Below are 26,784 nucleotides of genomic sequence, written 5' to 3' on the forward strand. Positions count from 1 at the left end.
GGTCCGTCGGGTCCGCCAGTGCCCGGACAGGGCGCGTCAGTGCCCGTCTGGGTCCGTCGGGTCCGCCAGTGCCCGGACAGGGCGCGTCAGTGCCCGTCTGGGTCCGTCGGGTCCGCCAGTGCCCGGACAGGGCGCGTCAGTGCCCGTCGGGGTCCGTCGGGTCCGCCAGTGCCCGGACAGGGCGCGTCAGTGCCCGTCGGGATCCTGCCGGGCCCGTCGGCGTCGGGGTCCGACAGGGTCCGTAGAACCCGGAAGGGGCCCGTCAGTGCCCGTCCGGGTCCGCGCGGCCGAGCGTGGGCTTCGGCGCCGGGCCGGCCGTCATCAGGTAGTCGGCGGCCGAGGTGTCCGTGACCAGGCTGGTGACCAGCCCGGAGCGCAGCACCGCGTCGATCGCGGACGCCTTGCGCTGCCCGCCGGCGATCGCCACGACCTCCGGGATGCGGCGGAGCTGGTCGGCCTTGACCGTGATGCACCGCTCCCCCAGGTCCCGCCCGATCCGGCGCCCCTGGGCGTCGAACAGGTGGGCGGCCATCTCGGCGGCGACACCGAGCGAGGCGTAGTGCGCGCGCTCCTCGTCGCTGAGCATGTCGTGCACCGTCGAGATACCGGGCTCCCAGGAGCCGATGGAGACACAGGCGACCGTGACCTTGTCGAAGTACTCGAAGGCCCGGGCGATCCCCGTCTGGTTGCGCAGCGCGGCCGCGGTGGCCGCGTCCGGCAGCAGCATCGGCGCGTAGATGGGGTGGGCGTCGCCGCCCGACACCTGGGCGGCACGGCGCACGGCCTCCACCGAGCCGCGCTCGGAGGTCCCGGCGTCGTACACACCCGTCAGCTGCACCACCGTGCACGGCGGCAGCCGGTCGAGCGCGGCCGCCATGTGAATGGTGGAGCGGCCCCAGGCCAGCCCGAGCACATCCCCCTCGTTGACGAGCTCGCCGAGCAGATCGGCGGCCACCTCGCCGAGGTTCTCGGGGTCGGGGGTCTCCTCGGCCTCGGCCGGGGACTCGACCACCACGGCGTGCCTCAGGCCGTAGCGGGCGCGGAGCGCGTCGGAGCGCTCTGCGTCCAGCTCGGCCGGCACACGGATCTCGATACGCACGAGATCCCGTTCAAGGGCCGTCTCCAGGACCCGAGCCACTTTGAAGCGGCTGACGCCGAACTCCTCCGCGATCTGGATCTTGGATTTGCCCTCGAGGTAGAAGCGGCGGGCCATGGCCGCCGCCTGCACCAGCTCAGCGGGTCCCATCCGCATGGCTGACCGGCCCGCCGACATACCCGACACGGCGATCTCCTCACTGCTGTTCACACTCTGGATTCGCCGTTCATCCTTGCAGATCCGGCGCGACTGCTCCGCCCACATGGGCGGCGTTCACTCAAGCGTTCACGTAGCCGTGGCTCAGTGGCCGCATGCCCAGGACGCCTCGGCGGTAACGGAATCCGCCTGGGCACGCAGCGCCCGCACCGCCTCCGCCGGGTCTTCGGCCCCGTACACGGCCGAGCCGGCCACGAAGACGTCCGCGCCCGCGTCCGCGCACCGCTCGATGGTCGAGGCCGAGACACCGCCGTCGACCTGCAGCCAGAGCTGGAGGCCGTGCTTGCCGATCAGCTCCCGGGTGCGGCGGATCTTCGGGAGCATGATGTCGAGGAAGGCCTGCCCGCCGAAGCCCGGCTCGACCGTCATGATCAGCAGCATGTCCAGTTCCGGCAGCAGGTCCTCGTACGGCTCGATCGGCGTCGCGGGCTTCAGCGCCATGGAGGCGCGGGCGCCCTTGGCGCGGATCTCCCGGGCGAGCCGCACCGGCGCGGCGGCCGCCTCGACGTGGAAGGTGACCGACGAGGCCCCCGCCTCGACGTACTGCGGCGCCCAGCGATCGGGGTCCTCGATCATCAGATGGCAGTCCAGCGGGGTACCCGTGGCGCGCGCGAGGGACTCCACGACCGGCACGCCGAGCGTGAGATTCGGGACGAAATGGTTGTCCATGACGTCGACGTGGAGCCAGTCGGCTCCCTCGACCGCCTTGGCCTCGTCCGCGAGGCGGGCGAAGTCGGCGGACAGAATGCTGGGGTTGATCTGCGCGGCCATGACCCAAGCCTGCCATGCCGCTGCGCTTGCCTGTAACGGCGGTCCATCGAGGTTGTATTTCGGCTGCGGGCCGGTACGGTCGGTCGCGCAGTTCCCCGGGTCCCCAGGGAATGCCGGCGCAGGTTCCCGATTCTCATGACCACAGCCGTCCGTTTCGTGATCACTTGTCGGGTGCCGGCTGCGCTAGGAGATGATCCCGTGCGTGGCTGAAGAGAGGTACAGATGCGGACGACGCTCGCGCTCGGCGCGGAAATGTGTGGGTGTCAGCCGCCAGACCGCAGGGGTGGAAACGATGATGAACTCCTGAATGCGGGCAGCACCCGTCACCGTGACAGTCACCAATGTCCTCACCTCCTGCTTCCTCAACGAACCAACGCTGTTTCCTCGGGAAACGGAACACGACCGCGCCCAGGAACGAGGAACCGTAGCCTCGCCCCCGGGCACGGCGCCGGCGTTTAACTGTCCGGGGCTCATCCGTACGACACCCGACACCCGCAGTCGGCGGACCGACCTCAACCGCGCAGACAGAGTCCCGGCCGCGACCCGCCGTGTCGAATCCGCGGGGGCCGCAGCCGGGGTCCGGTCAGGCGGTGGCCAACGCGCACTGGCCTCGGTCGGCCTTCATCGGTCCGGCGGCGCTCGGACGGACCTCGAAGTCGAACATGGCGGTGGGTACGTACAACGAGCAGCAGGCGTTGGGGATGTCGACGATGCCGCTGATACGTCCCTCTATGGGGGAGGAGCCGAGCAGCAGGTAGGCCTGCTCTCCGCTGTAGCCGAACTTCTTGAAGTACTCGACGGCGTTGAGGCAGGCCCGGCGGTAGGCCAGTGTCGCGTCGAGGTAGTAGTTCGTGTCCGTGTCGTGGTCGACGGAGATCCCGATGAAGGTGATGAACTCCGTGTACCTCGGCTCGACGTTGCCCGGAATGAACACCGGGTTGGTGGAGATGCCATACGTCTCCATGCCGCCCTTGATCAGGTCGACGTGGAAGTCGATGTACCCGCCCATCTCGATGGCGCCGCAGAAGGTGATCTCTCCGTCGCCCTGACTGAAGTGCAGGTCGCCTCCGGACAGCTTCGCCTCCTTGACGTGTACGGGGTAGAAGACTCTCGATCCCCGGGTGAAGTTCTTGATGTCGTGGTTGCCTCCGTTCTCGCGCGCCGGCACCGTGCGTGCGCCTTCCGCGGCGATGCGCGTGGCGAGGTCTCCAGTGGCCGTGCCCGCGAGTGCGTTGGTGCTGTCCGGCGGTACGGCGAGGGGCGGGACCCGGTTCGGGTCGGTCTCGATCAGCGCCTGCTCGCGGGCGTTCCAACGGGCGAGCATCTCTGTGGACGGGGCAGTTCCGAACAGCCCGGGGTGGGTGATCCCGGTGAAGCGGATCCCGGGAAGGTGGCGGGAGACGGCCTGCTGTCCGTGGAAGTCCCATACCGCTTTGTAGGCGTCCGGGAAGTAGTCGGTCAGGAAGCCTCCGCCGTTGGCCTTGGCGAAGATGCCGGTGTAGCCCCAGCCCTGTCCTGCCGCGTCCCCGGTCTGCTGCGGCACGGGACCGAGGTCGAGGATGTCGACGACGAGCAGGTCGCCGGGTTCGGCGCCCTCCACACCTATCGGGCCGCTGAGCATGTGCGGGATGGTCAGGTCGATGTCGCGTACGTCGTTGGAGGAGTCGTTGTTGCCGACCTGGCAGTCGGTCCAGTCACGGCACTCCATGCGGAACTCCGCTCCTGGCTTCACCATGGCGGCGATGGGGACGTCCGGGTGCCACCTGTTGTGTCCGGGAACGTCCTGCTCTCGCATCGACTTGCTCTGGTCCACTCTGAATACGACTTCAGGCATGACAGCCTCTCACTCTTGATCCGGTCAGGACGTTGTGCCCGTACTTCCGGCCGATCCGGCCGGGGCCGGCCGCCGCGATTTCCTGGTGAGCGGCCACAGTGCCGCGAACACGACGACACCGAAGGCACCGAGGGCGATGGCGATCTCCGTGGTGTGCTTCCAGTAACCGGAGAGCAGAAGCGCCGCGGGAATGACACCCGTGACCCAGCCCTCGATCGCCGTCACCCAGCCCACATAGTCAGACAACTCCGTCTTCTTGAGACCGAGCAGCAGGAAGAACAGGAACCACAGGAAGGACCAGTAGAGCCAAATAACTCCGAACGGGTAGTCCTTGAGGAGGTGGAAGTTCGCGAATGAATACCCAAGGGCCACGATCGCCACGAAGAGGGAGTAGTAGCCGACGCCGATATTGTCGATCCCGGCGAGCAGCACAATTCCCACGTACAGGTAGGTGAACCCGAACAGGTAAATTCCTGATGCCGCCAGAATCTTCGTGGAGTCGTTGCCTGCCGTGAAGATGAGATAGGTCGGCGTCAACACCTGTAGTCCACCCACGAAGAGGTTGAACACTGCTGCGGACCTGCCATCGACCTTCCCCAGCAGCAACAGCCCGTTCAAGTAGAGCACCGCACCGACGAAGAGCAGTCCCACGTTTCCCATGGGGACACACCTCCCAAATCCGCATGGGGGCGGAATCGCGTCGCGCCCGGGTGGTCACCGACGAGCTGCCGAGGAGGGGGCTCGGCTCCCGGCCCGCGTCGCGTGATTCCGCGTTCCGCGCACCGCTACGGGAACGACGTCGTGCCCGATGCCGAAACCCGCATGAGACGTTCTGCCTTTTCGACCACCGCCCTCAGGGACGGGGCAGCCGCGAAAGCGCGGGGTGCGGGTGGTGTGGCACCCTCCTGCGTGGCGGCACTTCAGAGACTACCGCCGGGGCCTCACGCGCCTGTTCCTCCCGTACATGGAGGGCGGCGACCTCGTTCGGGGTCAGCGAAAGGCCGGGCGCCGAATACACACGTTTCGCAGCGCCTGCGCACACAGGGCAGTCATAAACTTGGGGCGCCGTCCCGATTTCCAACTTCACATCGAAGGGCCCACAGCGGCTGCATAGATATTCATAGGTTGCCATCAGCAGCCTCCGGACGCCGGTGGACGCTGGCCAACCCCGAGCGCGTGCGACGCACCCGGACAAGCGCACGCCACACAATGTTTCCTTGCTTTAAGGAGACGTCTTGTAAAACGACGTGTCAAGTCCGGACGGACGAGCCTGCCCTTTCTCAGAACGACCCGATGGCGAGCCCTGCCGCTGCCGCCGAGAGACCCGCGGCGAGGCTCGAAGCGCCGTACAGCAGGGACTTTCCTACCTGCCTCTTCTCGCGCAGGTGGACCAACTCGTAACTGAATGTGGAGAACGTCGTATAGGCGCCGCAGAAACCGACACCGGCAATGACTACGACCTGGTCCGGCAGTGCGTGCCGTGCGCCGAGACCCACCAGCAACCCCAGCACGAACGAGCCGGTCACGTTGATCAGCCAGGTGCCGCGCGGGAACGCGCCCGGGCTCCGGTACTGCACGTACTGGTCGAGTAACGCGCGCTACTGCCCCGACGGCGGCCGCCGCACCGACGGCGAGCAGGGTGATCACCGTATCCACCAGCCGTACCGGCGGGCGCGCCCGCGCCGCGCGTCGAGCCGAACGCGCCGGGCCGATGTCAGCCTGCCGATGACCAGGCCCACAACGGTGGCGGCCAAGCCGGCGAAGAGGCTCCCGAAAATATTCAACGCCGCGGCCGCGTAGTGGCCGTGGCCCAGCAGGCGATCGGGTGTCGACCATCCAGGTCGAGAAGGTGGTGAAGGCGCCGAGGAAGCCGACGGCGGCGAACGGCCGCACGTACCGGGTCGGCGGTCAGATCTCCAACACATACACGAGCAGCAGTGCCGGCACGAACGCCCCGGACACGTTGACGGCGAACGTCGCCCACGGGAACCCCACCCCCGGGGCGGGGAAGGGCCGGCACCAGGGCATAACGGGCCGTCCCGCCCAGCAGACCGCCGAGCGCGACCGCCGCCAGGACGCCCCCGCGCAGACGTACGCGGAACGGCTCCCGAGCTACTGCCAAAGCCTCATCGAATAGTCGCATCCCTATCCGCCGGAACACCTCCCCATTATCCCAGGGGATTGCAGTGCCGACGCACACTCGACTAAAATTCAAGATCATCGGTGTTCGACCGGCTTGCCGGTGCCCTACCCGTTCACAGGAGCAGTGGCCCCACCGATGGAGGACGGCCATGGCAAAAATCCTTGCGGTGCTCTATCCGGACCCCGTGGGCGGTTATCCTCCCGACTACGCCCGCGACGAGATCCCCACCATCAGCGGCTACCCGGGCGGTCAGACCGCGCCGACCCCGCAGGCCATCGATTTCACCCCGGGGCACCTCCTCGGCTGCGTCTCAGGAGAACTGGGGCTGCGCCGGTTCCTGGAGGACCGGGGTCACACTCTCGTCGTCACAAGCGACAAGGAAGGGGCGGACTCCACCCTGGACCGCGAGCTTCCCGACACCGACGTGGTCATCTCGCAGCCATTCTGGCCCGCCTATCTGACCCCCGAACGCATCGCCGCGGCTTCCCGGCTCAAACTCGCGATCACCGCGGGGATCGGGTCGGACCACGTCGACCTGCCGACCGCCATCGCCCACGGCATGACTGTGGCCGAGGTGACTTTCAGCAACAGCATCAGCGTGTCGGAGCACGCCGTGATGCAGATTCTCACCCTGGTGCACAACTACATGCCGGCTCACGAGTGGGTGACCACCAAGAAGGGGTGGAACATCGCCGACAGCGTCTCGCGCGCCTACGACCTCGAAGGCATGGACGTCGGCGTCCTCGGCTCCGGCCGAATCGGCCAGGCGGTACTGCGCCGCCTCAAGCCGTTCGACGTCAAGCTGCACTACTGCGACGTGCACCGGCTGGACAAGGAGATCGAGGAGGAGCTGGAGCTGACCTGGCATCCCGACGCCCGTTCGCTGGCCTCTTCCGTCGATGTGCTCTCGATCCACACTCCGCTGCATCCACAGACACAGAACCTCTTCAACGACGAGCTGATCGGGGCCATGAAGCGCGGTTCGTACATCGTCAACACCGCGCGGGCGCTCATCGTCAACCGGGATTCCGTAGTGCTGGCCCTCAACAGCGGACAACTGGCCGGTTACGCCGGTGACGTCTGGTATCCGCAGCCGCCACCGCCCGACCACCCCTGGCGCACCATGCCCTACGAGGCGATGACGCCCCACGTTTCCGGGTCGACCCTCTCGGCGCAGGCACGCTACGCGGCCGGTACGCGGGAGATCCTGGAGTGCTGGCTGGACGGTCGTCCCATCCGCCCGGAGTACCTGATCGTCGAAGGCGGTGGGCTGGCCGGGACGGGAGCGAGCTCCTATACGGTCGTCGGTTGACCGACTCGGGCGGGGTACATCCGACGGACAAGAAACCAGCTGCAGATTGAATAGAAGATCCACCACCCCGGCTGTGAGCCGATTCACCCACGATTTACTGGACGGGCCCGGGCGAAACCTTTAGCGTCCATGAATAGATTGTTTTTCATTACGCAGAGATACCGGCGCCGCGGGTAATCTCTCGTAAGAAAACCAGGCGAACGCCGGGAAGGTGGATCAGTGAGCACGGATGCAGTGTGGGTCCGGGGCGTGACCGGAATTCAGATGCACCACGTGACCGACCTTCAGGATGCCGGCAGGTTTTTGGGCAACGCAGCGATGGCACTGCGGGCCGCGCACGTAAGGACCGGCGCCGACCTGTACTCCGGCATCGCCGCCGAGCTCAAGGCTCTGGTGGAACGAGTGCGTGAGCTGGAGGACGAGGCGCGGTCGAGCATGCACGAACTGCAATCCGCCGACCCCGAGCGGTTCATCCGCTGCCGGGACGGCCACGAGCCGTGGCCCGGCGAGATCCCGGCAGGATTCATCCCGCGTCACACCTGCAAGGACGAGTGCCTCTACCACGACCGCGAGGTCCTCGAGGCCATCATGCAGTGCACCTGTGGCCGGCCGCCGTGCCAGGCCTGTGAGATCGGCGGGAAGCTCTGACGATCTCCTGGGCTCCCGCGGCCGAGCCGCAACGAACCGCCATCTGATCACGTACGGTCATGGCACCCCACCCGCGGTCATCCGGACTGTCTGTCACGAGAACGACGTCACCCGGCTCCTGCCGCCGGTCGATGCTGTCCCCGCCGTAGACGACGGTCGACAGGGACAGCCACGCCCGCGAGCCGCGCTCGCGCGTCACCGAGCGCCGTTTCGGCTGGTACCGAACAGTGCGGCCGACATGGCCGTGACGACGAGATCGAGTCGGCTCACGCTGGTCCGGCGCTCCATCTGTGCGGGCTGGTGTCCCTGTAGCGTCTCAGAATAAGTGACCAATTCTCATTCTGATTGGCCATTGTCTGACCAATTAGCGCCGGCCGGTGTCAGCCGGTGCGGCGGATCAGGGCCAGGTACATCGCGTCGGTGCCGTGCAGGTGCGGCCAGAGCTGTACGTCGGGTCCCTCGCCGAGCGCCGGGACGCCGGGCAGCAGGGGGCGGGCGTCGATCAGCTCGGTGTCCGGGCGCTGCTTGAGCACGTCGGTGACGACCGCCCGGGTCTCGGCGAGATGCGGTGAGCAGGTGGCGTAGCCGACCACTCCACCGACCCGCACCGAGTCCAGTGCGGTGCGGAGCAGGGCGCGCTGGAGCGGCCCGAAGGTGTCCAGATCCTCCGGGCGGCGGCGCCACCGTGCCTCGGGGCGCCGGCGCAGGGCGCCGAGCCCGGTGCAGGGCACGTCCATCAGGACCCGGTCGAAGGAGCCGGCCCGCCACGGCGGCCGGGTCCCGTCGGCGGTGACGACCTGGTACGGGCCCGGGTTGCCCTGGAGGGCCCTGGCCACCAGTCCCGCCCGGTGCGGCTGCTTCTCGGCGGCCAGCAACGCGGCCCCGCGTTCGGCGGCGAGGGCGGCCAGCAGGGCGGCCTTGCCGCCGGGACCGGCGCAGCCGTCGAGCCACGTGGTGTCGGGGCCGTCGAGCGGGGCGTTCGCGAGCGCGAGGGCGACCAGCTGGCTGCCCTCGTCCTGCACTCCGGCCCGCCCCTCGTGCACGGCCCGCACCGCGCCCGGCTCGCCGCCCTCGGCCAGCCGCACGGCGTACGGCGACCAGCGGCCCGGCACGGCGGCGTCCTCGCGCAGCAGTTCCTCGGTGGTGGCCCGGCCCGGCCGCGCGACGAGCGTGACCTCGGGCCGCTCGTTGTCGGCCGCCAGCAGTTCCTCGATGCCGGCCCGGCCGCCGCCGAGGGAGTCCCACAGCGCGGAGACGACCCAGCGGGGGTGCGAGTGCACGACGGCGAGATGATCCTCGGGATCCTCGTCGTAAGGGGGCGCGACCTTCTCGACCCAGCCGTCGAGATCGTTCTGGGCCACCTTCCTCAGCACCGCGTTGACGAACTTGGCGCGCCCGTCCCCGAGCACCACCCGCGCCAGCTCCACGGAGGCGGACACGGCGGCGTGGGTCGGGATCCGGGTCCCGAGGAGCTGGTGCACGCCCAGGCTGAGCACGTCGAGCACCGGCGGGTCGACCTCGCGCAGCGGCCGGTCGACGCAGGCGGCGATGACGGCGTCGTAGGTGCCCTGCCGGCGCAGCGTCCCGTACACCAGCTCCGTGGCGAGCGCGGCGTCCCGCGCCTCGAAGCCGCCCTTCTCGCGGGCCTTGCGCAGCAGCGGCGGCAGGACCAGGTTGGCGTACGCGTCCCGTTCGTCCACCGCGCGCAGCGCGTCGAAGGCCAGGATGCGGACGGGGTCCTTCTGGGGACGGCGGTAGGGCTTGGCGGGCCGGCGCGGCCGCTGGGACTGCTCGCTCACGAAAAAGGTGCTCCGGATGTGAAGAAGGGAGTGCGGTTCCCAGCGTACGTCGCCGCGGCCGGGCCCCCGCCGCTCGGGGCTCAGCCCCCGAGCGTCTCCCCCTCCGTGATGCGCGCCCCGCGCGCCCAGTCGGCGGCCCGCATCGGCTTCTTGCCCTGCGCCTGCACCCACAGCAGCTCGACGGCGTACGAGCCGGTGCCCACGTGCACGCTGTTCTTGCCGGCCGCGAGGTGCCCCGGCGCGAGGCCGGTGCGCTCGGGCACGGGCGTGACCTGGACGAGCTTGAGCCGTTCGCCGCGGAACGTGGTCCAGGCGCCGGGCGCGGGCGTGCAGCCGCGCACCACCCGGTCGACGCGGAGCGCCGGCGCCGCCCAGTCCACCTGGGCGTCCTCGACGGTGATCTTTGGTGCGAGGGTGATGCCCTCGGCCGGCTGCGGTACCGCCTTCAGGGTGCCGTCCGCGATGCCGTCCATGGTCGCGGCCAGCAGACCGGCGCCGGCGAACGCGAGCCGGGTGAGCAGGTCGCCGCTGGTGTCGGTGGGCCGGACCTGCTCGGTGACGGTGCCGTACACCGGCCCCGAGTCGAGCCCCTCCTCGATGAGGAAAGTGGAGGCTCCGGTGATCTCGTCGCCCGCCATGAGGGCGTGCTGCACGGGTGCGGCCCCGCGCCAGGCGGGCAGCAGGGAGAAGTGCAGATTGACCCAGCCGTGCGCCGGGACGTCCAGGGCGACCCTGGGCAGCAGCGCGCCGTAGGCGACCACGGGGCAGCAGTCCGGGGCGATCTCCCGCAGCCGCTCCAGGAACTCGGGGTCACGCGGCTTGACCGGCTTCAGCACCTCGATCCCGGCCTCCGCCGCCCGTTCGGCCACGGGGGACGCGACCAGCCTGCGCCCCCGTCCGGCCGGCGCGTCGGGCCGTGTGACGACGGCGGCCACCTCGTGCCGCCCGGAGGCGAGGAGAGCGTCCAGGGCGGGAACGGCGACCTCGGGGGTACCGGCGAAGACGAGCTTCATGGGCGGGATCGGGCCTCTCGGGCGGGGGTTGGACGGGCGGCGCACCAGTCTATGGCCCGGCCCGGCCCCCCGCCCCACCTGCCATGGACGCGCTGGCGACGGCGGCGACCGGGCCGCGCCGGTGGTGCGCGGGTGACGGGCGGCGTACGCATATGCCCGTACGCCCCCACCCCGTGACCAGCGGAGCGTCCACGCGTTGGTCAAGAGAGAGTTGACCACATCGGGCCGCGCCAGCGGCCCAGTTCCTTTCAACGCCGGTTCGAGAGGCTTGTTCATGGCCGACCACGCAACCCACGACGCCCAGGCCCGGGCCAGCCTGCACTTGCTGGTGCGGGACATCGAGCGGGTCCGCCGGCAGGTGGACGCGCTGCGCACGCTCACCGCCCAGCTGGGCAACGTCTACCGTCCGCGCCGTTCCGGCCCGTCCACGGGGTTCGTCGTCTACGGACGAGCCCCCGCCCCCACGGTCCGCCTCGCCCAGGAGCTCCGGGACAGCGTCGAGACGCTGGTGACCGCAGCCGTGGACTTCGACCGCTCGCTCGGCTTCTCCTGGGACGCGGTAGGCTCGGCCCTCGGCGTCACCAAGCAGGCGGTGCACCGCCGTTACGGCGCCCGCCGGGCCGCGACGCAGGCGGCCGCCGAGAACGAGCGGGCCACGGAGCCGTCCGACACCCGCACGCTCGACGTGGACTCCCCCCTGCCCACGGTGCCGACGGTGCCCGCGGCCCGTTCGATGCCGACGCAGCCGACCGCTGGCAGCCCGACGCTCCGCGAAGACGCCCGGCCGACGGCCTTTCCGGGCCCGCGCAACGGCTGAGCGCACTGCCCGGCCCGACCTCATCCCTGCCCTCCCGGAGACACCGGGAGGGCAGACGCATGCCCCGGGGACGGCGCGAAGCGCGTCCGATGAGCTCTCAGCCGATGTCCGGGGGATCGACCCGCACCCGCACCGGCTCCTCGCTCCCCCGCGCCATCCGCGCCGCCTGAGCCGTCTTCAGGGCGGTGGCCAGCGCGGCCCCGCTGCCCGGGGGCACCCGCACCAGCGCCCGTTCCCAGTGCTCACCGGGTGGCGGCGCACCGGGCCTGCGGGGCCGGCCCGGCAGGGTGGGGGGCACCGGCACCGGGCCCAGCACCTCGGCGTCCGCGGGCAGTCCGGCGGTGCCGAGGAACTCGGCTACGGCCTCGGCCGTCCCGGACACGGCCGCCATCCGGGACACCGGAGGGAAGCCCAGCTCGGCCCGCTCGGCCAGCTCCCGCACCGCGTGGCCCACCGGGTCCCAGCGCACCAGCGCCTGCACGGGACGCAGGGTCGGCTCGGCCACCACGACCACGGTCCCCCGCTCGCCCTGCGGCCGGACGAGCGCCCCGGCGGCGATCCACCGCCGCAGGGCCTCCTCACCGGCCCGCAGGTCGGGCCGCCCGAGCATGGCCCAGCCGTCCAGCAGCAGGGCCGCCGCGTAGCCGCCGTCGGCGACGGGCTCGGCCCCCGGCGTGCTCACCACCAGCGCGGGCGTGTCCGGCACCGTGTCCAGCACATGCTCGCGCCCCGATGTGCGCACCGGTACGGCGGGGAAGGCCCGCCCCAGTTCCTCGGCGGTCCGCCGCGCCCCCACGACCTGGGCCCGCAGGCGGAAGCTCCCGCACTCCGGGCAGCGCCAGGCGTTCTCCTCGCGCCCGCACCAGCCGCACCGCAGCACACCGGCGTCCTGGGCCTCCAGCGGGCCCGCGCAGTGCCGGCACCGGGCGGGCGCCCTGCACTGCGCACAGGCCATGCGCGGCACGTAGCCGCGCCGGGGCACCTGCACCAGCACGGGGCCGTGCCGCAGCCCCTCACGGACCGCCTGCCAGGCGAGCGTGGGCAGCCGGGCAGCGCGGGCGGCCTCGTCGCGCGCGAGATCCTGGTCCCCGACCGTGCGCACGAGGGGGGCGGCCTGCCGTACCTGCTCCCGGCCGGCGACCAGGGGCCGCGCCCAGCCGCTCTCGACGAGCTGGGCCGCCTCGACCGTGCAGCTCCAGCCGCCGAGCAGAAAGGCGCACTTGTCGAGTGTGGCGCGCAGCAGCAGCACATCCCGGGCGTGCGGCTGCGGGGCGTGCTGCTCGCTGTGGCTGCCGTCGCCGTCGTCCCAGACGGCGACGAGCCCGAGATCCCGCACGGGCGCGAACATCGCCGCCCGGGTGCCGACGACGGCGCGCACCGACCCGCGCCGCACCGCGAGCCACTGCGCGTACCGCTTCTCGGGGCCGGCGTCGGCGGTGAGCAGCACATGCCGGCCCTCGCCGAGCAGCGCGGTCAGCGCGGCGTCCACCCGGGCGGCGGCCCGCCCGTCCGGTACGACGACGAGCGCGCCACGTCCCGAGGCGAGCGTGGCGGCGACGGCCCGGGCCAGCTCGTCGCTCCACAGCGGGCCCGGCAGCGCGTTCCACACGGCTCGCGGGGAGGCGCCGGCGGCCAGCGACCGGAGGAAGGCGTCCCCCTGCTCGTACCGCGCCCATGAGCCCGGGTCCGGCGCCGGCGGCGCGGGCAGCGGGGCGGGCGACGGGCGCCGCTCGGCCCGCGCGCTGCGCGGCGGCACGGCTAGCTGAAGCACATCGGCGAGGCTCCCCGCGTACCGGTCGGCGACGGCCCGCGCGAGCCCCAGCAACTCGTCGCTGAGCACGGGCTCGGGCGAGACCACCTGGGCGAGGGCGGCCAGCGGCCCGGAGTAGTCGGACTCGGCCCGGCGCTCGACGATGAAGCCGCCGATGAGCCCGCCGCCCTCGCGCCGCCCCTCGCGCACGCGCCCCCGCCCGGCCCCGAACCGCACCCGCACCCTGACCCCGGGCTGCGCCTCGGCGTCCAGTTCCTCGGGTACCGCGTAGTCGAAGTACCGGTCGAGGTGCAGTACGCCCTTGTCGACGAGCACCCGTGCCACGGGCAGCTCTCCGGCCAGCGCGGCGCCCCGCCAGGTCCGCGGTTTGGCCCGGGGCACCTTGGCCCCCCGCACGCTCTCCCGGATGAGCGCGAGCTGTTCCGGCGGCGCCCCCTCGGCCCCGCCGCCCCCCGAACCGTTCTCGCTGCTCACGCTTGCATTCTTACCAAACGCCACCGACAACCGGCGCCCCGAGCGGATCCCGCCGGGGGCGGAGGGCCTGGGCGGGACGGTGCGGGAGCGCCGGACACACGCCGAGGCCCGGCTCCCCCCGAAGGGAGACCGGGCCTCGGTGGGACGACCGGGACGGGACTACAGGCCCGCGGCCTGGCGCAGGGCGTCCACGCGGTCCGTGCGCTCCCAGGTGAAGTCGGGCAGCTCGCGGCCGAAGTGGCCGTACGCGGCGGTCTGGGCGTAGATCGGGCGGAGCAGGTCGAGGTCGCGGATGATGGCGGCCGGGCGGAGGTCGAAGACCTCGTCGATCGCCTTCTCGATCTTCTCGTGGTCGATCTTGGCGGTGCCGAAGGTCTCCACGAACAGACCCACCGGCTCGGCCTTGCCGATGGCGTAGGCGACCTGGACCTCGCAGCGGGAGGCCAGGCCCGCCGCCACGACGTTCTTGGCGACCCAGCGCATGGCGTAGGCGGCGGAGCGGTCGACCTTGGACGGGTCCTTGCCGGAGAAGGCGCCGCCGCCGTGGCGGGCCATGCCGCCGTAGGTGTCGATGATGATCTTGCGGCCGGTCAGGCCGGCGTCGCCCATGGGGCCGCCGATCTCGAAACGGCCGGTCGGGTTGACCAGCAGTCGGTAGCCCTCGGTGTCCAGCTTGATGCCGTCCTCGAGCAGCGCCTTCAGCTCAGGCTCGACGACGAACTCGCGGATGTCGGGAGCGAGCAGCGACTCGAGGTCGATGTCCGAGGCGTGCTGGGAGGAGACCACGACCGTGTCGAGGCGGACGGCCTTGTCGCCGTCGTACTCGATGGTGACCTGCGTCTTGCCGTCGGGGCGCAGGTAGGGGATGGTGCCGTTCTTGCGGACCTCGGAGAGCCGCTTCGACAGGCGGTGCGCCAGGAAGACCGGCAGCGGCATCAGCGTGGGGGTCTCGTCCGAGGCGTAGCCGAACATCAGGCCCTGGTCGCCGGCGCCCTGCTTGTCGAGCTCGTCCTCGTCGCCCTCGACCCGGGACTCGTAGGCCGTGTCGACGCCCTGCGCGATGTCCGGGGACTGCGCGCCGATCGACACCGAGACGCCGCAGGAGGCTCCGTCGAAGCCCTTCTTCGAGGAGTCGTAACCGATCTCGAGGATCTTGTTGCGGACCAGGGTCGCGATGTCCGCGTAGGCCTTGGTCGTCACCTCGCCGGCCACGTGGACCAGGCCGGTGGTGATCAGCGTCTCGACGGCGACGCGCGAGGAGGGGTCCTCGCGCAGCAGCGCGTCGAGGATGGTGTCGCTGATCTGGTCAGCGATCTTGTCGGGGTGACCCTCGGTCACGGACTCCGAGGTGAACAGGCGACGGGACACAACGCTCCCTGGGGTTGCAGCGGCTGCTGGCTGATCATTGGCAGATGACGCGGGGGGCTGCACCCGACGTCGTCCGAGAACAGTTTATCGGTCGCACTCGGCCGCCGGCCCACGTGTCTCGCCACTCGGGAGCGCTGTGACCTGCGGCACGGGCATTCTGCACAATGCCGAGCGGCCTTGGCCAGGGCCGCCACGCGACATTGTGCGGCGGAAAAGCGACGTCGCGCGCCCGGATCAAAACGGCCCGGACGGCCGAACCGGACCGCGCCCGGACGGCGCAACGGCGACGGCCGGGTCAGCCGAGACGGGTGGCCACCAGGTCCCAGACGATGTCCGCGAGGGCCTCCTTGGGACCGTGCGGCACGGGGGTCTCGCTGCCGTCGGCGCCCAGCACCACGGCCTCGTTCTCCTCGGAGCCGAACGTCTTGCGCTCCCCCACCTCGTTGACGACGAGGAGGTCGCAGCCCTTGCGGGCGAGCTTGGCGCGGCCGTTGGCGAGCACGTCGTCGGTCTCCGCGGCGAAGCCGACGACGACCTGCGCGGGCCGGGCGCGCTCGGCCGAAATCTCGGCGAGGATGTCCGGATTCCGCACCAGGGTGATGGGAGCGGGCTCCTGGCCGTCCTTCTTCTTGATCTTCCCGGCCGCGTAGACGGCGGGGCGGAAGTCGGCGACGGCGGCGGCCATGACCACGGCGTCGGCGTCGGCCGCGGCCTTCAGGACGGCCTCGCGCAGCTGGACGGCGGTGCCCACCGGCACGACGTCGACGCCGGCCGGGTCGGGCAGCCCGGCGTTGGCGGCGATCAGCGTGACCCGGGCGCCGCGGGCGGCGGCCGTACGGGCGAGGGCGTAGCCCTGCTTGCCGGAGGAGCGGTTGCCCAGGAAGCGGACCGGGTCGAGGGGCTCGCGGGTACCGCCGGCCGAGACCACGACGTGCCGTCCCTCGAGATCGGGCGCCTGGGCGCCCCGGGCCAGGACCCTGCGGCACACCTCGAAGATCTCCACCGGGTCGGGCAGCCGGCCCTTTCCGGTGTCGACCCCGGTGAGGCGGCCCACCGCGGGCTCGATGACGACGGCGCCGCGGCGCCGCAGCGTCGCCACGTTCTCCTGGGTGGCGGGGTGCTCCCACATCTCCGTGTGCATGGCGGGCGCGAAGACGACCGGGCAGCGGGCGGTGAGGAGGGTGTTGGTCAGCAGGTCGTCCGCGAGGCCGTGGGCGGCCTTGGCGAGCATGTCGGCGGTGGCCGGGGCCACCACGACCAGGTCGGCGTGCTGGCCGATGCGGACGTGCGGCACCTCGTCGACGTGGTCCCAGACCTCCGTGGAGACCGGCTTGCCGGAGAGGGCGGACCAGGTGGCCGCGCCGACGAAGTGCAGCGCGGAGGCCGTGGGCACCACGCGCACGTCGTGGCCCGACTCCGCGAACCTCCTCAGCAGCTCACAGGCCTTGTAGGCGGCGATGCCGCCACTGACCCCCAGAACGACCCTCGGCTTGTCCACCATCTCTCCCGGGTTCGGCAACGTACGGGTCCATCACACACCACAGGCCCGGCAGCATGACTGCCGGGCCTGTGGATAAGTCAACCGCGATCTGAAAGTACTACCGCGCGGTGCTACTGGGCGGGGCCCTCGATGGCCTCGGAGGTCAGCAGACCGGCGTTGATCTCACGCAGGGCGATCGACAGCGGCTTCTCGTGGACGTGGGTGTCGACGAGCGGACCGACGTACTCGAGCAGGCCCTCGCCGAGCTGCGAGTAGTACGCGTTGATCTGGCGGGCCCGCTTGGCCGCGTAGATCACGAGGCTGTACTTCGAGTCGGTTGCCTCGAGCAGCTCGTCGATCGGCGGGTTGATGATGCCCTCGGGCGCGGTGATGGAAGAGGACACGCTCTACCTTCCGATGGATGGGAAAGAATCAGTCGGTGGGACCGGCCCGGGTGCACCTGGATGCGGCGGCAGGATCACACAACGTCCATCAAGGCTAGCAGCTCGCGGGCCACGTCCTCGACGGAGGTGTTGACGAGGCTCTCGTCGAACTCGGGCTCGGCCGCCAGCTCGGTCTTCGCCGCGTCCAAGCGGCGCTCGATGACCTCGGGCGGCTCGGTCCCCCGGCCGGTAAGCCTGCGCACCAGCTCCTCCCAGGAGGGCGGGGCCAGGAACACCAGCTGGGCGTCGGTCATGGACTCGCGGACCTGCCGGGCGCCCTGGAGGTCGATCTCCAGCAGCACGGGCTCGCCCTTCTCCAGCCGCTCCTGCACGGCCGTGCGGGGCGTGCCGTAGCGGTTGCCGGCGAACTCGGCCCACTCCAGCAGCTCGCCGTTGGCGATCAGCTTGTCCATCTCGTCGTCGGTGACGAAGAAGTAGTGGACTCCGTGCTGCTCGCCGGGGCGCGGCTTGCGGGTGGTCGCGGACACCGAGAGCCAGACCTCGGGATGTTCCTTGCGCATATGAGCGACGACCGTGCTCTTGCCGACCCCGGAGGGGCCGGAGAGCACGGTCAGCCGCGGACGTGCGTCCGGGGGCACGGGGGTCGTCCCCCGGGGTGTTACAGCCATGCAGCGATTATTCCAGCAATCCCGGTGTGCCCGGGACTCCCGGTCCGGCGGGGGCCGGACTCAGGAGCCGGTGCTGCCGAACTCACGCTCCAGGGAGGCGATCTGGTTGGAGCCGAGACCGCGCACGCGACGGCTCTCGGAGATGCCCAGACGCTCCATGATCTGCTTGGCGCGGACCTTGCCCACGCCCGGCAGGGACTCGAGCAGGGCGGAGACCTTCATCTTGCCGATGACGTCGTTCTCCTGGCCCTGCTTGATGACCTCGTGCAGGGAGGCGCCGGAGTGCTTGAGTCGATTCTTGACCTCGGCCCGCTCCCGGCGAGCCGCGGCGGCCTTTTCGAGCGCGGCTGCGCGCTGTTCAGGGGTAAGGGGCGGAAGAGCCACGCCTACGTCACCTCGGATGTCGAACTGTCGGATACGGACCGGTGAGGAACCTAGTCGCCCCACACCTGGGGAGCCACGAGCAACACGCTGCCCGTTCTCCCCCACTACCTGCGGAGGCGCGGGAGGTGCCCCCACTGCTCGGAGACTAGCGGTCAAGTCCGCCGGAGTCAGCGAGAACAGCGGAAAAGTACAGGTCAGCCGCCGTCAGGCCGGATATTTCAGACATACTGCCCTTGATTTGAGGATGTATTCACACTCAAGCCGCCCGCTCGCCGCGCACCGAAACGCCTTCCCGGCAACTCAGCCGCCCGCGACGGCGGTCCGGATCTCCGCCGCGAAGCGCTCCGTGGCCGAGCGCAGGGCTCCGACCTCGGGACCCTGGCGCAGCACGCCCCGGCTGACGTTGGGAACCACGTTGCGCACCGCCTGCCCGAAGACCCGGGGGAGGTCGGCCGCCGTCGCCCCCTGCGCCCCGACGCCGGGCGCCAGGAGCGGGCCGTTGATACCGAGGTGGTAGGAGGACAGGTCGCCCACCGTGGCGCCCACGACCGCGCCGAACGAGCCCAGCGGCTCCTCTCCGGCGTTCTCGGCGGCCAGGTGGGCCAGCATGGTCGCGCCCACGTCACGCCCGTCGGCGCGGACCGCGTGCTGGACCTCCGGGCCCTCCGGGTTCGAGGTCAGCGCCAGCACGAAGAGCCCGGTGCCGCTCTCCCTCGCCAGCGCGACGGCCGGACTGAGCGAGCCGTAGCCGAGGTAGGGCGAGACGGTCAGCGCGTCGGAGAACAGCGGGGAGTCCTTGTGCAGGTAGGCCTCGGCGTATCCGGCCATGGTCGAGCCGATGTCGCCGCGCTTGGCGTCCATCACGACCAGGGTGCCGGCCGCGCGCGCCTCCTGGACCGTCCGCTCCAGCACGGCGACGCCGCGCGAGCCGAACCGCTCGAAGAACGCGCTCTGCGGTTTCATGACCGCGACCCGGTCCGCCACCGCCTCGACGACCGTGCGGCTGAACCGCTCCAGACCGGCCACGTCGTCGGCGAGGCCCCACTCGGCGAGCAGGGAGGCGTGCGGGTCGATGCCGACGCACAGCGGGCCGCGCTCGTCCATCGCCCGGCGCAGGCGCGCGCCGAAGGGTTCCAGAACCGTCATGCGTCGTTCCTCACGTCGGCGCCGACCGCGTCGGCGAGGGTGGCGTACGGGCTGTTCCGCAGGCGCGCGGCCAGGCCCTTGTGGATCGCGCGGGACCAGAACGGGCCCTCGTAGACGAAGGCGCTGTACCCCTGCACCAGCGTGGCGCCGGCCAGAATGCGCTGCCAGGCGTCCTCGGCGGTCTCCACGCCCCCGACGCCCACCAGTGTGATCCGGTCGCCCACGCGCGCGTACAGGCGGCGCAGCACCTCCAGGGAGCGCGCCTTCAGCGGCGCGCCGGAGAGGCCGCCGGTCTCCTTCACCAGCGAGGGCGCGGAGGTCAGACCGAGGCCTTCGCGCGCGATGGTGGTGTTGGTGGCGATGATGCCGTCCAGGCCGAGCTCCACCGCAAGGTCGGCGACGGCGTCGACGTCGTCGTCCGCGAGGTCGGGAGCGATCTTCACCAGCAGCGGGACGTGCCGGTCCGGGACCGCGTGGTCGGCGGCCTCGCGCACCGCGCCGAGCAGGGGGCGCAGCGCCTCGGTCGCCTGGAGGTTGCGCAGGCCGGGCGTGTTCGGGGAGGAGACGTTGACGACCAGGTAGTCGGCGTGGGGCGCGAGGCGCTCGGCCGACTTCACGTAGTCGCCGGCGGCCTCCTCCTCGGGGACCACCTTGGTCTTGCCGATGTTGACGCCGACCACGGTCCGGAACACCGGCTCACGGGCGGCGAGGCGGGCCGCGACGGCCAGCGAGCCGTCGTTGTTGAAGCCCATGCGGTTGATCAGCGCGCGGTCGGCCACGAGCCGGAACAGCCGCTTCCTGGGGTTGCCGGGCTGCGGTTCACCGGTGACCGTGCCGATCTCGACGTGGTCGAAGCCCAGCATGGACATGCCGTCGATGGCGACGGCGTTCTTGTCGAAGCCGGCGGCGAGTCCGAAGGGGCCGTGCATGCGCAGCCCGAAGGCCTCCGTGCGCAGCTCCTTGTGGCGGGGCGCGAGGGCGGCCGCCACGAACGTGCGCAGCACGGGGACGCGGACGGCCAGGCGGATCCAGCGGAAGGCCAGGTGGTGGGCCGTCTCGGGGTCCATCCGTTTGAAGACGAGGTTGAAGAAGATCTTGTACATGGTGTCCTCATGAAGAGGGGGACACCGTTTCCGGTGTCCCCCTCGGGGCTGCTAGTCGCGGGCCGCGGTCAGGTGTTCCGCGTGTTCCTGGAGCGAGCGGACGCCCACGTCGCCGTGGTTGAGGGCGTCGATGCCCTGGACGGCCGCCGCGAGCGCCTGGACGGTGGTCAGGCACGGCACGGAGCGGGCCACCGCCGCGGTGCGGATGTCGTAGCCGTCGAGGCGGCCGCCGGTGCCGTACGGGGTGTTGACGATGAGGTCGACCTCGCCGTCGTGGATGAGCTGGACGATGGTCCGCTCACCGTTCGGGCCGGTGCCCTCGGACTGCTTGCGCACGACCGTGGCGTTGATGCCGTTGCGCTTGAGCACCTCGGCGGTGCCGGAGGTGGCGAGCAGCTCGAAGCCGTGCGCGACCAGCTCGCGCGCCGGGAAGATCATCGAGCGCTTGTCCCGGTTGGCGACCGAGATGAACGCGCGGCCCTTGGTGGGCAGCGGCCCGTAGGCGCCGGCCTGGGACTTGGCGTACGCCGTGCCGAAGACCGAGTCGATGCCCATGACCTCGCCGGTGGAGCGCATCTCCGGGCCGAGGACGGTGTCGACGCCGCGGCCCTGGATGTCGCGGAAGCGCGACCACGGCATCACGGCCTCCTTGACGGAGATCGGCGCGTCCAGCGGCAGCTCGCCGCCGTCGCCGTTCGCCGGGAGCAGGCCCTCGGCGCGCAGCTCGGCGACGGTCGCGCCCAGCGAGATCCGGGCGGCGGCCTTGGCCAGCGGCACCGCGGTCGCCTTGGAGGTGAACGGCACCGTACGGGAGGCGCGCGGGTTGGCCTCCAGGACGTAGAGGATGTCGCCCGCCATCGCGAACTGGATGTTGATCAGGCCGCGCACGCCGACGCCCTTGGCGATCGCCTCGGTGGAGGCGCGCAGGCGCTTGATGTCGAAGCCGCCGAGGGTGATCGGGGGCAGGGCGCACGCCGAGTCGCCGGAATGGATGCCGGCCTCCTCGATGTGCTCCATCACGCCGCCGAGGTACAGCTCCTCGCCGTCGTAGAGCGCGTCGACGTCGATCTCGATGGCGTCGTCCAGGAAGCGGTCGACGAGGACCGGCCGGGAGGGGCTGATCTCGGTCGACTCGGCGATGTAGGAGGCCAGGCGGGTCTCGTCGTAGACGATCTCCATGCCGCGTCCGCCGAGGACGTACGAGGGCCGGACCAGGACCGGGTAGCCGATCTCGTCGGCGATGGCCTTGGCCTCCTCGAAGGTGGTGGCCGTGCCGTGCTTCGGGGCGGGCAGGCCGGCCTCCGCGAGGACCCGGCCGAAGGCGCCGCGGTCCTCGGCGGCGTGGATCGCCTCGGGCGAGGTGCCCACGATCGGCACGCCGTTGTCCTTCAGGGCCTGCGACAGGCCGAGCGGGGTCTGGCCGCCGAGCTGCACGATCACGCCGGCGACCGGGCCGGCCTGCTGCTCCGCGTGGACGATCTCCAGCACGTCCTCCAGCGTGAGCGGCTCGAAGTACAGCCGGTCGGAGGTGTCGTAGTCGGTGGAGACGGTCTCCGGGTTGCAGTTGACCATCACGGTCTCGTACCCGGCGTCGGACAGCGCGAAGGAGGCGTGGACGCAGGAGTAGTCGAACTCGATGCCCTGGCCGATGCGGTTCGGGCCGGAGCCCAGGATGATCACCGCCGGCTTCTCGCGGGTCGCGACCTCGGACTCCTCGTCGTAGGAGGAGTAGAAGTACGGGGTCCGCGCGGCGAACTCGGCGGCGCAGGTGTCGACCGTCTTGTAGACCGGGCGGACGCCGAGGGCGTGCCGGACCTCGCGGACGACGTCCTCGCGCAGCCCGCGGATCTCGGCGATCTGCTGGTCGGAGAAGCCGTGGCGCTTGGCCTCGGCGAGCAGGTCGCCGGTCAGCTCGGGCGCCTCGGCCAGTTCGTCCGCGATCTCCTTGATCAGGAAGAGCTGGTCGACGAACCAGGGGTCGATCTTCGTGTACTCGAAGATCTCCTCGGGCGTGGCGCCCGCGCGGATGGCCCGCATGACGGTGTTGATCCGGCCGTCGGTGGGGCGCACGGCCTCGCGGAGCAGCGTCTCCTTGTCGCCGGGCTCGCCGGTGAAGGCGAACTGGCTGCCCTTCTTCTCCAGCGAGCGCAGCGCCTTCTGGAAGGCCTCGGGGAAGTTGCGGCCGATGGCCATGGCCTCGCCGACCGACTTCATGGTGGTGGTCAGCGTGGAGTCGGCCTGCGGGAACTTCTCGAAGGCGAACCGCGGGGCCTTGACGACCACGTAGTCGAGCGTGGGCTCGAAGGAGGCCGGGGTCTCCCGCGTGATGTCGTTCGGGATCTCGTCGAGCGTGTAGCCGACGGCCAGCTTGGCGGCGATCTTGGCGATGGGGAAGCCGGTCGCCTTGGAGGCGAGCGCCGAGGAACGCGAGACGCGCGGGTTCATCTCGATGACGATGACCCGGCCGTCCTCGGGGTTCACCGCGAACTGGATGTTGCAGCCGCCGGTGTCGACGCCGACCTCGCGGATGATCGCGATGCCGACGTCGCGCAGCACCTGGTACTCGCGGTCGGTCAGCGTCATCGCCGGCGCGACGGTGATCGAGTCGCCGGTGTGCACGCCCATCGGGTCGAAGTTCTCGATGGAGCAGACGACCACGACGTTGTCGTGCTTGTCGCGCATCAGCTCCAGCTCGTACTCCTTCCAGCCGAGGATGGACTCCTCCAGGAGCACCTCGGTGGTCGGGGAGAGCGTAAGGCCCTGGCCGGCGATGCGGCGCAGCTCCTCCTCGTCGTGCGCGAAACCGGAGCCGGCGCCGCCCATGGTGAAGGAGGGGCGGACGACGACCGGGTAGCCGCCGAGGGTCTCGACGCCCTTGAGGACGTCGTCCATGGAGTGGCAGATGACCGAGCGGGCGGACTCGCCGTGGCCGGTCTTCCTGCGGACCTCCTCCACGACGCCCTTGAACAGGTCGCGGTCCTCGCCCTTGTGGATCGCCTCGGGCTTGGCGCCGATCAGCTCGACGCCGTACTTCTCCAGGACGCCGTTGTCGTGCAGCGCGATGGCGGTGTTGAGGGCCGTCTGGCCGCCCAGGGTGGGCAGGAGAGCGTCCGGGCGCTCCTTGGCGATGATCTTCTCGACGAACTCGGGAGTGATCGGCTCGACGTAGGTGGCGTCGGCGATCTCCGGGTCGGTCATGATCGTCGCCGGGTTGGAGTTGACGAGGACCACGCGCAGGCCCTCGGCCTTGAGCACCCGGCAGGCCTGGGTGCCGGAGTAGTCGAACTCGGCGGCCTGGCCGATGACGATCGGGCCGGAGCCGATGACCAGGACGGACTGGATATCGGTGCGCTTAGGCACGCTGGCCCTCCATCAGGGATACGAAGCGGTCGAAGAGGTAGGCGGCGTCGTGCGGGCCGGCTGCCGCTTCGGGGTGGTACTGGACGGAGAAGGCCGGCTGGTCGAGCAGCTGGAGCCCCTCCACCACGTCGTCGTTCAGGCAGACGTGCGAGACCTCGGCGCGGCCGAACTCGGTCTCGCTGACCTTGTCGAGCGGGGCGTCCACGGCGAAGCCGTGGTTGTGCGCGGTGACCTCGACCTTGCCGGTCGTCCGGTCCTGGACCGGCTGGTTGATGCCCCGGTGGCCGTACTTCAGCTTGTAGGTGCCGAAGCCGAGGGCGCGGCCGAGGATCTGGTTGCCGAAGCAGATGCCGAACAGCGGCGTGCGGCGCTCCAGGACGGCGGACATCAGCGCGACCGGGCCGTCCGCGGTGGCCGGGTCGCCGGGGCCGTTGGAGAAGAAGACACCGTCGGGCTCGACGGCGTAGACCTCGTCGGGCGTGGCGGTGGCGGGCAGCACGTGCACCTCGATGCCGCGCTCGGCCATGCGGTACGGGGTCATGCCCTTGATGCCGAGGTCGATGGCGGCGACGGTGAAGCGCTTCTCGCCGACCGCCGGGACGACGTACGCCTCCTTGGTGGCGACCTCCTCGTAGAGGCTCGCGCCCTTCATGTGCGGCTGGGCCTGCACGCGCGCCAGGAGCTCGGACTCGGGGGCGATCGCCTCGCCGGAGAAGATGCCGGCGCGCATCGAGCCGCGCTCGCGCAGGTGGCGGGTGAGCGCGCGGGTGTCGATCCCGGAGATGCCGACCACGCCCTGCGCGACCAGTTCGTCGTCCAGGGAGCGCTTGGCGCGCCAGTTGGACGGCACGCGCGCGGGGTCGCGCACGACGTACCCGGAGACCCAGATGCGCCGGGACTCGTCGTCCTCGTCGTTCCAGCCGGTGTTGCCGATCTGCGGGGCGGTCGCGACGACGATCTGGCGGTCGTACGACGGGTCGGTGAGGGTTTCCTGGTAGCCGGTCATACCGGTGGAGAACACGGCCTCGCCGAAGGTCTCCCCCACGGCCCCGTAGGCGCGGCCGCGGAAGGTGCGGCCGTCCTCCAGGACGAGTACGGCGGGAGTCTTCGCGGCTCCCCTGGTGGAGGTCGTCATCGTGCGCCTTCCGTGTCGTTGATCATCTTGTTCAGGGTGTCGGCCCACTCGGTGTGCTCGGCCGCGTGGTCGGAGCGGAAGCCGGAGTCGATCAGCTTGTCGCCGAGCGCCCACGTCACCACCAGCAGTCCGCCCTCGGTGAGGACCTTGCCGGCGATGCCCTTGTCGAGCCGGGCGCCGCGCAGCGCGGCCGTGGGGACGAAGAAGTCGTTCGCTCCGGGGCGCTCGACCTCCAGGCCCGCGTCGGTCAGGGTGAGCTCGGCCCGGCTGCGGGTGCCGAGGCCGTGGGCCACGATGCGGTCCAGCCACTGACCGGCCGTCGTGGAGCCGTGGTAGCGGCCGCTCATGCTCAGTCTCACCGGGCCGGTCTCGTCCGGCGCGCTGGGCGGGGCGGGCAGGTCCCCCTGGAGGGTGCCGCGCCATTTCCAGCCCTCGCGCATCAGCCAGTAGATGAGCGCGACGAAGAGGGCGAGTCCGACGAGCCAGCCGATGCGGGCGCCCCAGTCGGTGACCTCGGCCGACTTCTTCGCCTCGGCCAGCAGGATTACAGGTGTCACGTGAGCTTCCCGTCGACGAGCGTGGCCTTGCCCCGCAGCCACGTGTGCGTCACACGGCCCGGCAGCTCGCGTCCCTCGTACGGGGTGTTGCGGCTGCGCGAGGCGAAGCCCGCGGGGTCCACCTGGCCACGGTATGCCGTGTCGACGAGGGCGAGGTTGGCGGGCTCACCAGCCGAGACGGGGCGTCCGTGTCCGGTGGCCCGTCCGATCTGCGCGGGCCTGACGGACATCCGGTCGGCGACGCCGGCCCAGTCCAGCAGGCCCGTGTCGACCATCGTCTCCTGGACCACCGACAGCGCGGTCTCCAGGCCCACCATGCCCATGGCGGCGGCGGCCCACTCGCAGTCCTTGTCCTCGTGCGGGTGCGGGGCGTGGTCGGTGGCGACGATGTCGATCGTGCCGTCGGCGAGCGCCTCGCGCAGGGCGTGCACGTCCCGCTCGGTGCGCAGCGGCGGGTTGACCTTGTAGACGGGGTTGTACGAGCGCACCAGTTCGTCGGTGAGGAGGAGGTGGTGCGGGGTGACCTCGGCGGTGACGTCGATGCCGCGGGACTTGGCCCAGCGGACGATCTCCACGGACCCGGCGGTCGACAGGTGGCAGATGTGCACGCGGGAGCCCACGTGCTCGGCGAGCAGCACGTCCCGCGCGATGATCGACTCCTCGGCGACGGCCGGCCAGCCGCCCAGGCCCAGTTCGGCGGAGACGACGCCCTCGTTCATCTGGGCGCCCTCGGTGAGGCGCGGCTCCTGCGCGTGCTGGGCGACGACGCCGCCGAAGGCCTTCACGTACTCGAGCGCCCGGCGCATGATCACGGCGTCGTCCACGCACTTGCCGTCGTCGGAGAAGACGGTGACGCCCGCGGCGGACTCGTGCATCGCGCCCAGTTCGGCGAGTTTCCTGCCCTCCAGGCCGACGGTGACGGCGCCGATGGGCTGGACGTCGCAGTAGCCGTGCTCCCTGCCGAGCCGGTAGACCTGCTCGACGACGCCCGCGGTGTCGGCGACCGGGAAGGTGTTGGCCATCGCGAAGACGGCCGTGAAGCCGCCGCTCGCAGCCGCGCGGGTACCGGTCAGCACGGTCTCGGAGTCCTCGCGGCCCGGCTCGCGCAGATGGGTGTGCAGGTCGACCAGGCCGGGGAGCAGCACCTTGCCGGCGGCCTCGACGACCTCGGCGCCCTCGGCGGACAGCCCGGTGCCCACCTCGGCGATGGTCTCGCCGTCGATCAGGACGTCCTGCGGCTCGCCGCCGAGCACCTTCGCACCGCGGATCAGGATCTTGCTCATGC

25 protein-coding genes are annotated in these 26,784 nt (G+C 71.0%); 4 read left to right on the plus strand and 21 right to left on the minus strand.

All coding sequences use genetic code 11. The annotated features are described in order from the left end of the window. Positions 1-262: 262 nt before the first annotated feature. The 7 genes from AB0924_RS02905 to AB0924_RS02935 form a co-directional block, all read right to left on the minus strand. A complete protein-coding gene (locus AB0924_RS02905; protein ID WP_358938284.1) occupies positions 263-1,306 on the minus strand; it encodes a sugar-binding domain-containing protein in 1,044 nt (347 codons plus the stop codon). A gap of 90 nt (positions 1,307-1,396) precedes the next feature. Continuing rightward, positions 1,397-2,083, minus strand: coding sequence for a ribulose-phosphate 3-epimerase (rpe, locus tag AB0924_RS02910; RefSeq protein WP_358938282.1), 687 nt, complete (start codon positions 2,081-2,083; stop codon positions 1,397-1,399). Between the two features lie 183 nt (positions 2,084-2,266). Further along, complete coding sequence (locus AB0924_RS02915; protein ID WP_366910512.1) at positions 2,267-2,422, minus strand: hypothetical protein; 156 nt, start codon at positions 2,420-2,422, stop codon at positions 2,267-2,269. A gap of 244 nt (positions 2,423-2,666) precedes the next feature. After that, the gene (gene fmdA, locus AB0924_RS02920) at positions 2,667-3,917 is read right to left on the minus strand and encodes a formamidase (protein WP_358938279.1); all 1,251 of its coding nucleotides are present in this window, start codon (positions 3,915-3,917) and stop codon (positions 2,667-2,669) included. A 24-nt stretch (positions 3,918-3,941) separates the two neighbouring features. After that, positions 3,942-4,577 (minus strand): AmiS/UreI family transporter, encoded by a 636-nt coding sequence (locus tag AB0924_RS02925; protein ID WP_358938277.1) that lies wholly within the window; start codon positions 4,575-4,577, stop codon positions 3,942-3,944. A 193-nt stretch (positions 4,578-4,770) separates the two neighbouring features. After that, entirely contained in the window at positions 4,771-5,049 is a 279-nt protein-coding gene (locus AB0924_RS02930; protein WP_358938275.1) for an FmdB family zinc ribbon protein, read from the minus strand. 148 nt (positions 5,050-5,197) lie between these two features. Beyond that, positions 5,198-5,494, minus strand: coding sequence for a CrcB family protein (locus AB0924_RS02935; RefSeq protein ID WP_366910513.1), 297 nt, complete (start codon positions 5,492-5,494; stop codon positions 5,198-5,200). A gap of 248 nt (positions 5,495-5,742) precedes the next feature. Between AB0924_RS02935 and AB0924_RS02940 the strand changes: the two genes are divergently transcribed. The 3 genes from AB0924_RS02940 (at position 5,743) to AB0924_RS02950 (ending at position 8,020) form a co-directional block, all read left to right on the plus strand. Beyond that, the gene (locus AB0924_RS02940) at positions 5,743-6,054 is read left to right on the plus strand and encodes a hypothetical protein (protein WP_358938271.1); all 312 of its coding nucleotides are present in this window, start codon (positions 5,743-5,745) and stop codon (positions 6,052-6,054) included. A gap of 154 nt (positions 6,055-6,208) precedes the next feature. Then, a complete protein-coding gene (locus AB0924_RS02945) occupies positions 6,209-7,372 on the plus strand; it encodes an NAD-dependent formate dehydrogenase (RefSeq protein WP_358938269.1) in 1,164 nt (387 codons plus the stop codon). A 264-nt stretch (positions 7,373-7,636) separates the two neighbouring features. Continuing rightward, complete coding sequence (locus AB0924_RS02950) at positions 7,637-8,020, plus strand: hypothetical protein (RefSeq protein ID WP_358938304.1); 384 nt, start codon at positions 7,637-7,639, stop codon at positions 8,018-8,020. 380 nt (positions 8,021-8,400) lie between these two features. Here AB0924_RS02950 and AB0924_RS02955 read toward each other — a convergent pair whose 3' ends face one another. Both AB0924_RS02955 and fmt read right to left on the minus strand, forming a co-directional pair. Then, positions 8,401-9,819, minus strand: a complete 1,419-nt coding sequence (locus AB0924_RS02955) for a transcription antitermination factor NusB (protein ID WP_358938266.1) — start codon at positions 9,817-9,819, stop codon at positions 8,401-8,403. A gap of 80 nt (positions 9,820-9,899) precedes the next feature. Continuing rightward, positions 9,900-10,832: a methionyl-tRNA formyltransferase gene (gene fmt, locus AB0924_RS02960; RefSeq protein ID WP_366910514.1), complete on the minus strand. Its 933-nt coding sequence runs from the start codon at positions 10,830-10,832 to the stop codon at positions 9,900-9,902. Positions 10,833-11,106: 274 nt separating this feature from the next. On the opposite strand from fmt, the gene AB0924_RS02965 reads away from it, so the two are divergent. After that, positions 11,107-11,649, plus strand: a complete 543-nt coding sequence (locus AB0924_RS02965; RefSeq protein ID WP_358938262.1) for a hypothetical protein — start codon at positions 11,107-11,109, stop codon at positions 11,647-11,649. A gap of 97 nt (positions 11,650-11,746) precedes the next feature. On the opposite strand, the gene AB0924_RS02970 is transcribed toward AB0924_RS02965, so the two are convergent. From AB0924_RS02970 to AB0924_RS03025, 12 genes are all read right to left on the minus strand, one after another. Next, positions 11,747-13,894, minus strand: a complete 2,148-nt coding sequence (locus tag AB0924_RS02970) for a primosomal protein N' (RefSeq protein WP_358938260.1) — start codon at positions 13,892-13,894, stop codon at positions 11,747-11,749. A gap of 159 nt (positions 13,895-14,053) precedes the next feature. Then, on the minus strand, positions 14,054-15,262 hold the full coding sequence (gene metK, locus AB0924_RS02975; RefSeq protein WP_351663867.1) for a methionine adenosyltransferase: 1,209 nt from the start codon (positions 15,260-15,262) through the stop codon (positions 14,054-14,056). A 295-nt stretch (positions 15,263-15,557) separates the two neighbouring features. Then, entirely contained in the window at positions 15,558-16,760 is a 1,203-nt protein-coding gene (coaBC, locus tag AB0924_RS02980) for a bifunctional phosphopantothenoylcysteine decarboxylase/phosphopantothenate--cysteine ligase CoaBC (protein ID WP_358938302.1), read from the minus strand. A 113-nt stretch (positions 16,761-16,873) separates the two neighbouring features. After that, the gene (gene rpoZ / locus AB0924_RS02985; RefSeq protein ID WP_005319902.1) at positions 16,874-17,146 is read right to left on the minus strand and encodes a DNA-directed RNA polymerase subunit omega; all 273 of its coding nucleotides are present in this window, start codon (positions 17,144-17,146) and stop codon (positions 16,874-16,876) included. Positions 17,147-17,220: 74 nt separating this feature from the next. Next, positions 17,221-17,814, minus strand: a complete 594-nt coding sequence (gmk, locus tag AB0924_RS02990; RefSeq protein ID WP_358938258.1) for a guanylate kinase — start codon at positions 17,812-17,814, stop codon at positions 17,221-17,223. A gap of 60 nt (positions 17,815-17,874) precedes the next feature. After that, on the minus strand, positions 17,875-18,198 hold the full coding sequence (locus AB0924_RS02995) for an integration host factor (RefSeq protein WP_003977346.1): 324 nt from the start codon (positions 18,196-18,198) through the stop codon (positions 17,875-17,877). Between the two features lie 300 nt (positions 18,199-18,498). Continuing rightward, positions 18,499-19,344, minus strand: a complete 846-nt coding sequence (pyrF, locus tag AB0924_RS03000) for an orotidine-5'-phosphate decarboxylase (RefSeq protein WP_366910516.1) — start codon at positions 19,342-19,344, stop codon at positions 18,499-18,501. Continuing rightward, complete coding sequence (locus AB0924_RS03005; protein WP_366910517.1) at positions 19,341-20,447, minus strand: quinone-dependent dihydroorotate dehydrogenase; 1,107 nt, start codon at positions 20,445-20,447, stop codon at positions 19,341-19,343. Before AB0924_RS03005 ends, pyrF begins: the two co-directional genes overlap by 4 nt. Positions 20,448-20,498: 51 nt before the next feature. After that, positions 20,499-23,807 (minus strand): carbamoyl-phosphate synthase large subunit, encoded by a 3,309-nt coding sequence (gene carB / locus AB0924_RS03010; RefSeq protein WP_366910518.1) that lies wholly within the window; start codon positions 23,805-23,807, stop codon positions 20,499-20,501. Next, positions 23,800-24,942 (minus strand): glutamine-hydrolyzing carbamoyl-phosphate synthase small subunit, encoded by a 1,143-nt coding sequence (gene carA, locus AB0924_RS03015; protein ID WP_366910519.1) that lies wholly within the window; start codon positions 24,940-24,942, stop codon positions 23,800-23,802. The genes carB and carA overlap by 8 nt, the downstream gene beginning before the upstream one ends. Beyond that, positions 24,939-25,499 carry a hypothetical protein gene (locus tag AB0924_RS03020; protein ID WP_358938245.1) on the minus strand — a complete coding sequence of 187 codons (561 nt, stop codon included), beginning with the start codon at positions 25,497-25,499 and terminating at the stop codon, positions 24,939-24,941. Before AB0924_RS03020 ends, carA begins: the two co-directional genes overlap by 4 nt. Next, positions 25,496-26,782: a dihydroorotase gene (locus tag AB0924_RS03025; protein ID WP_358938243.1), complete on the minus strand. Its 1,287-nt coding sequence runs from the start codon at positions 26,780-26,782 to the stop codon at positions 25,496-25,498. Before AB0924_RS03025 ends, AB0924_RS03020 begins: the two co-directional genes overlap by 4 nt. Positions 26,783-26,784: the final 2 nt, after the last annotated feature.

The sequence above is a fragment of the Streptomyces sp. NPDC047869 genome (assembly GCF_040704065.1).
Lineage (GTDB): Bacteria > Actinomycetota > Actinomycetes > Streptomycetales > Streptomycetaceae > Streptomyces.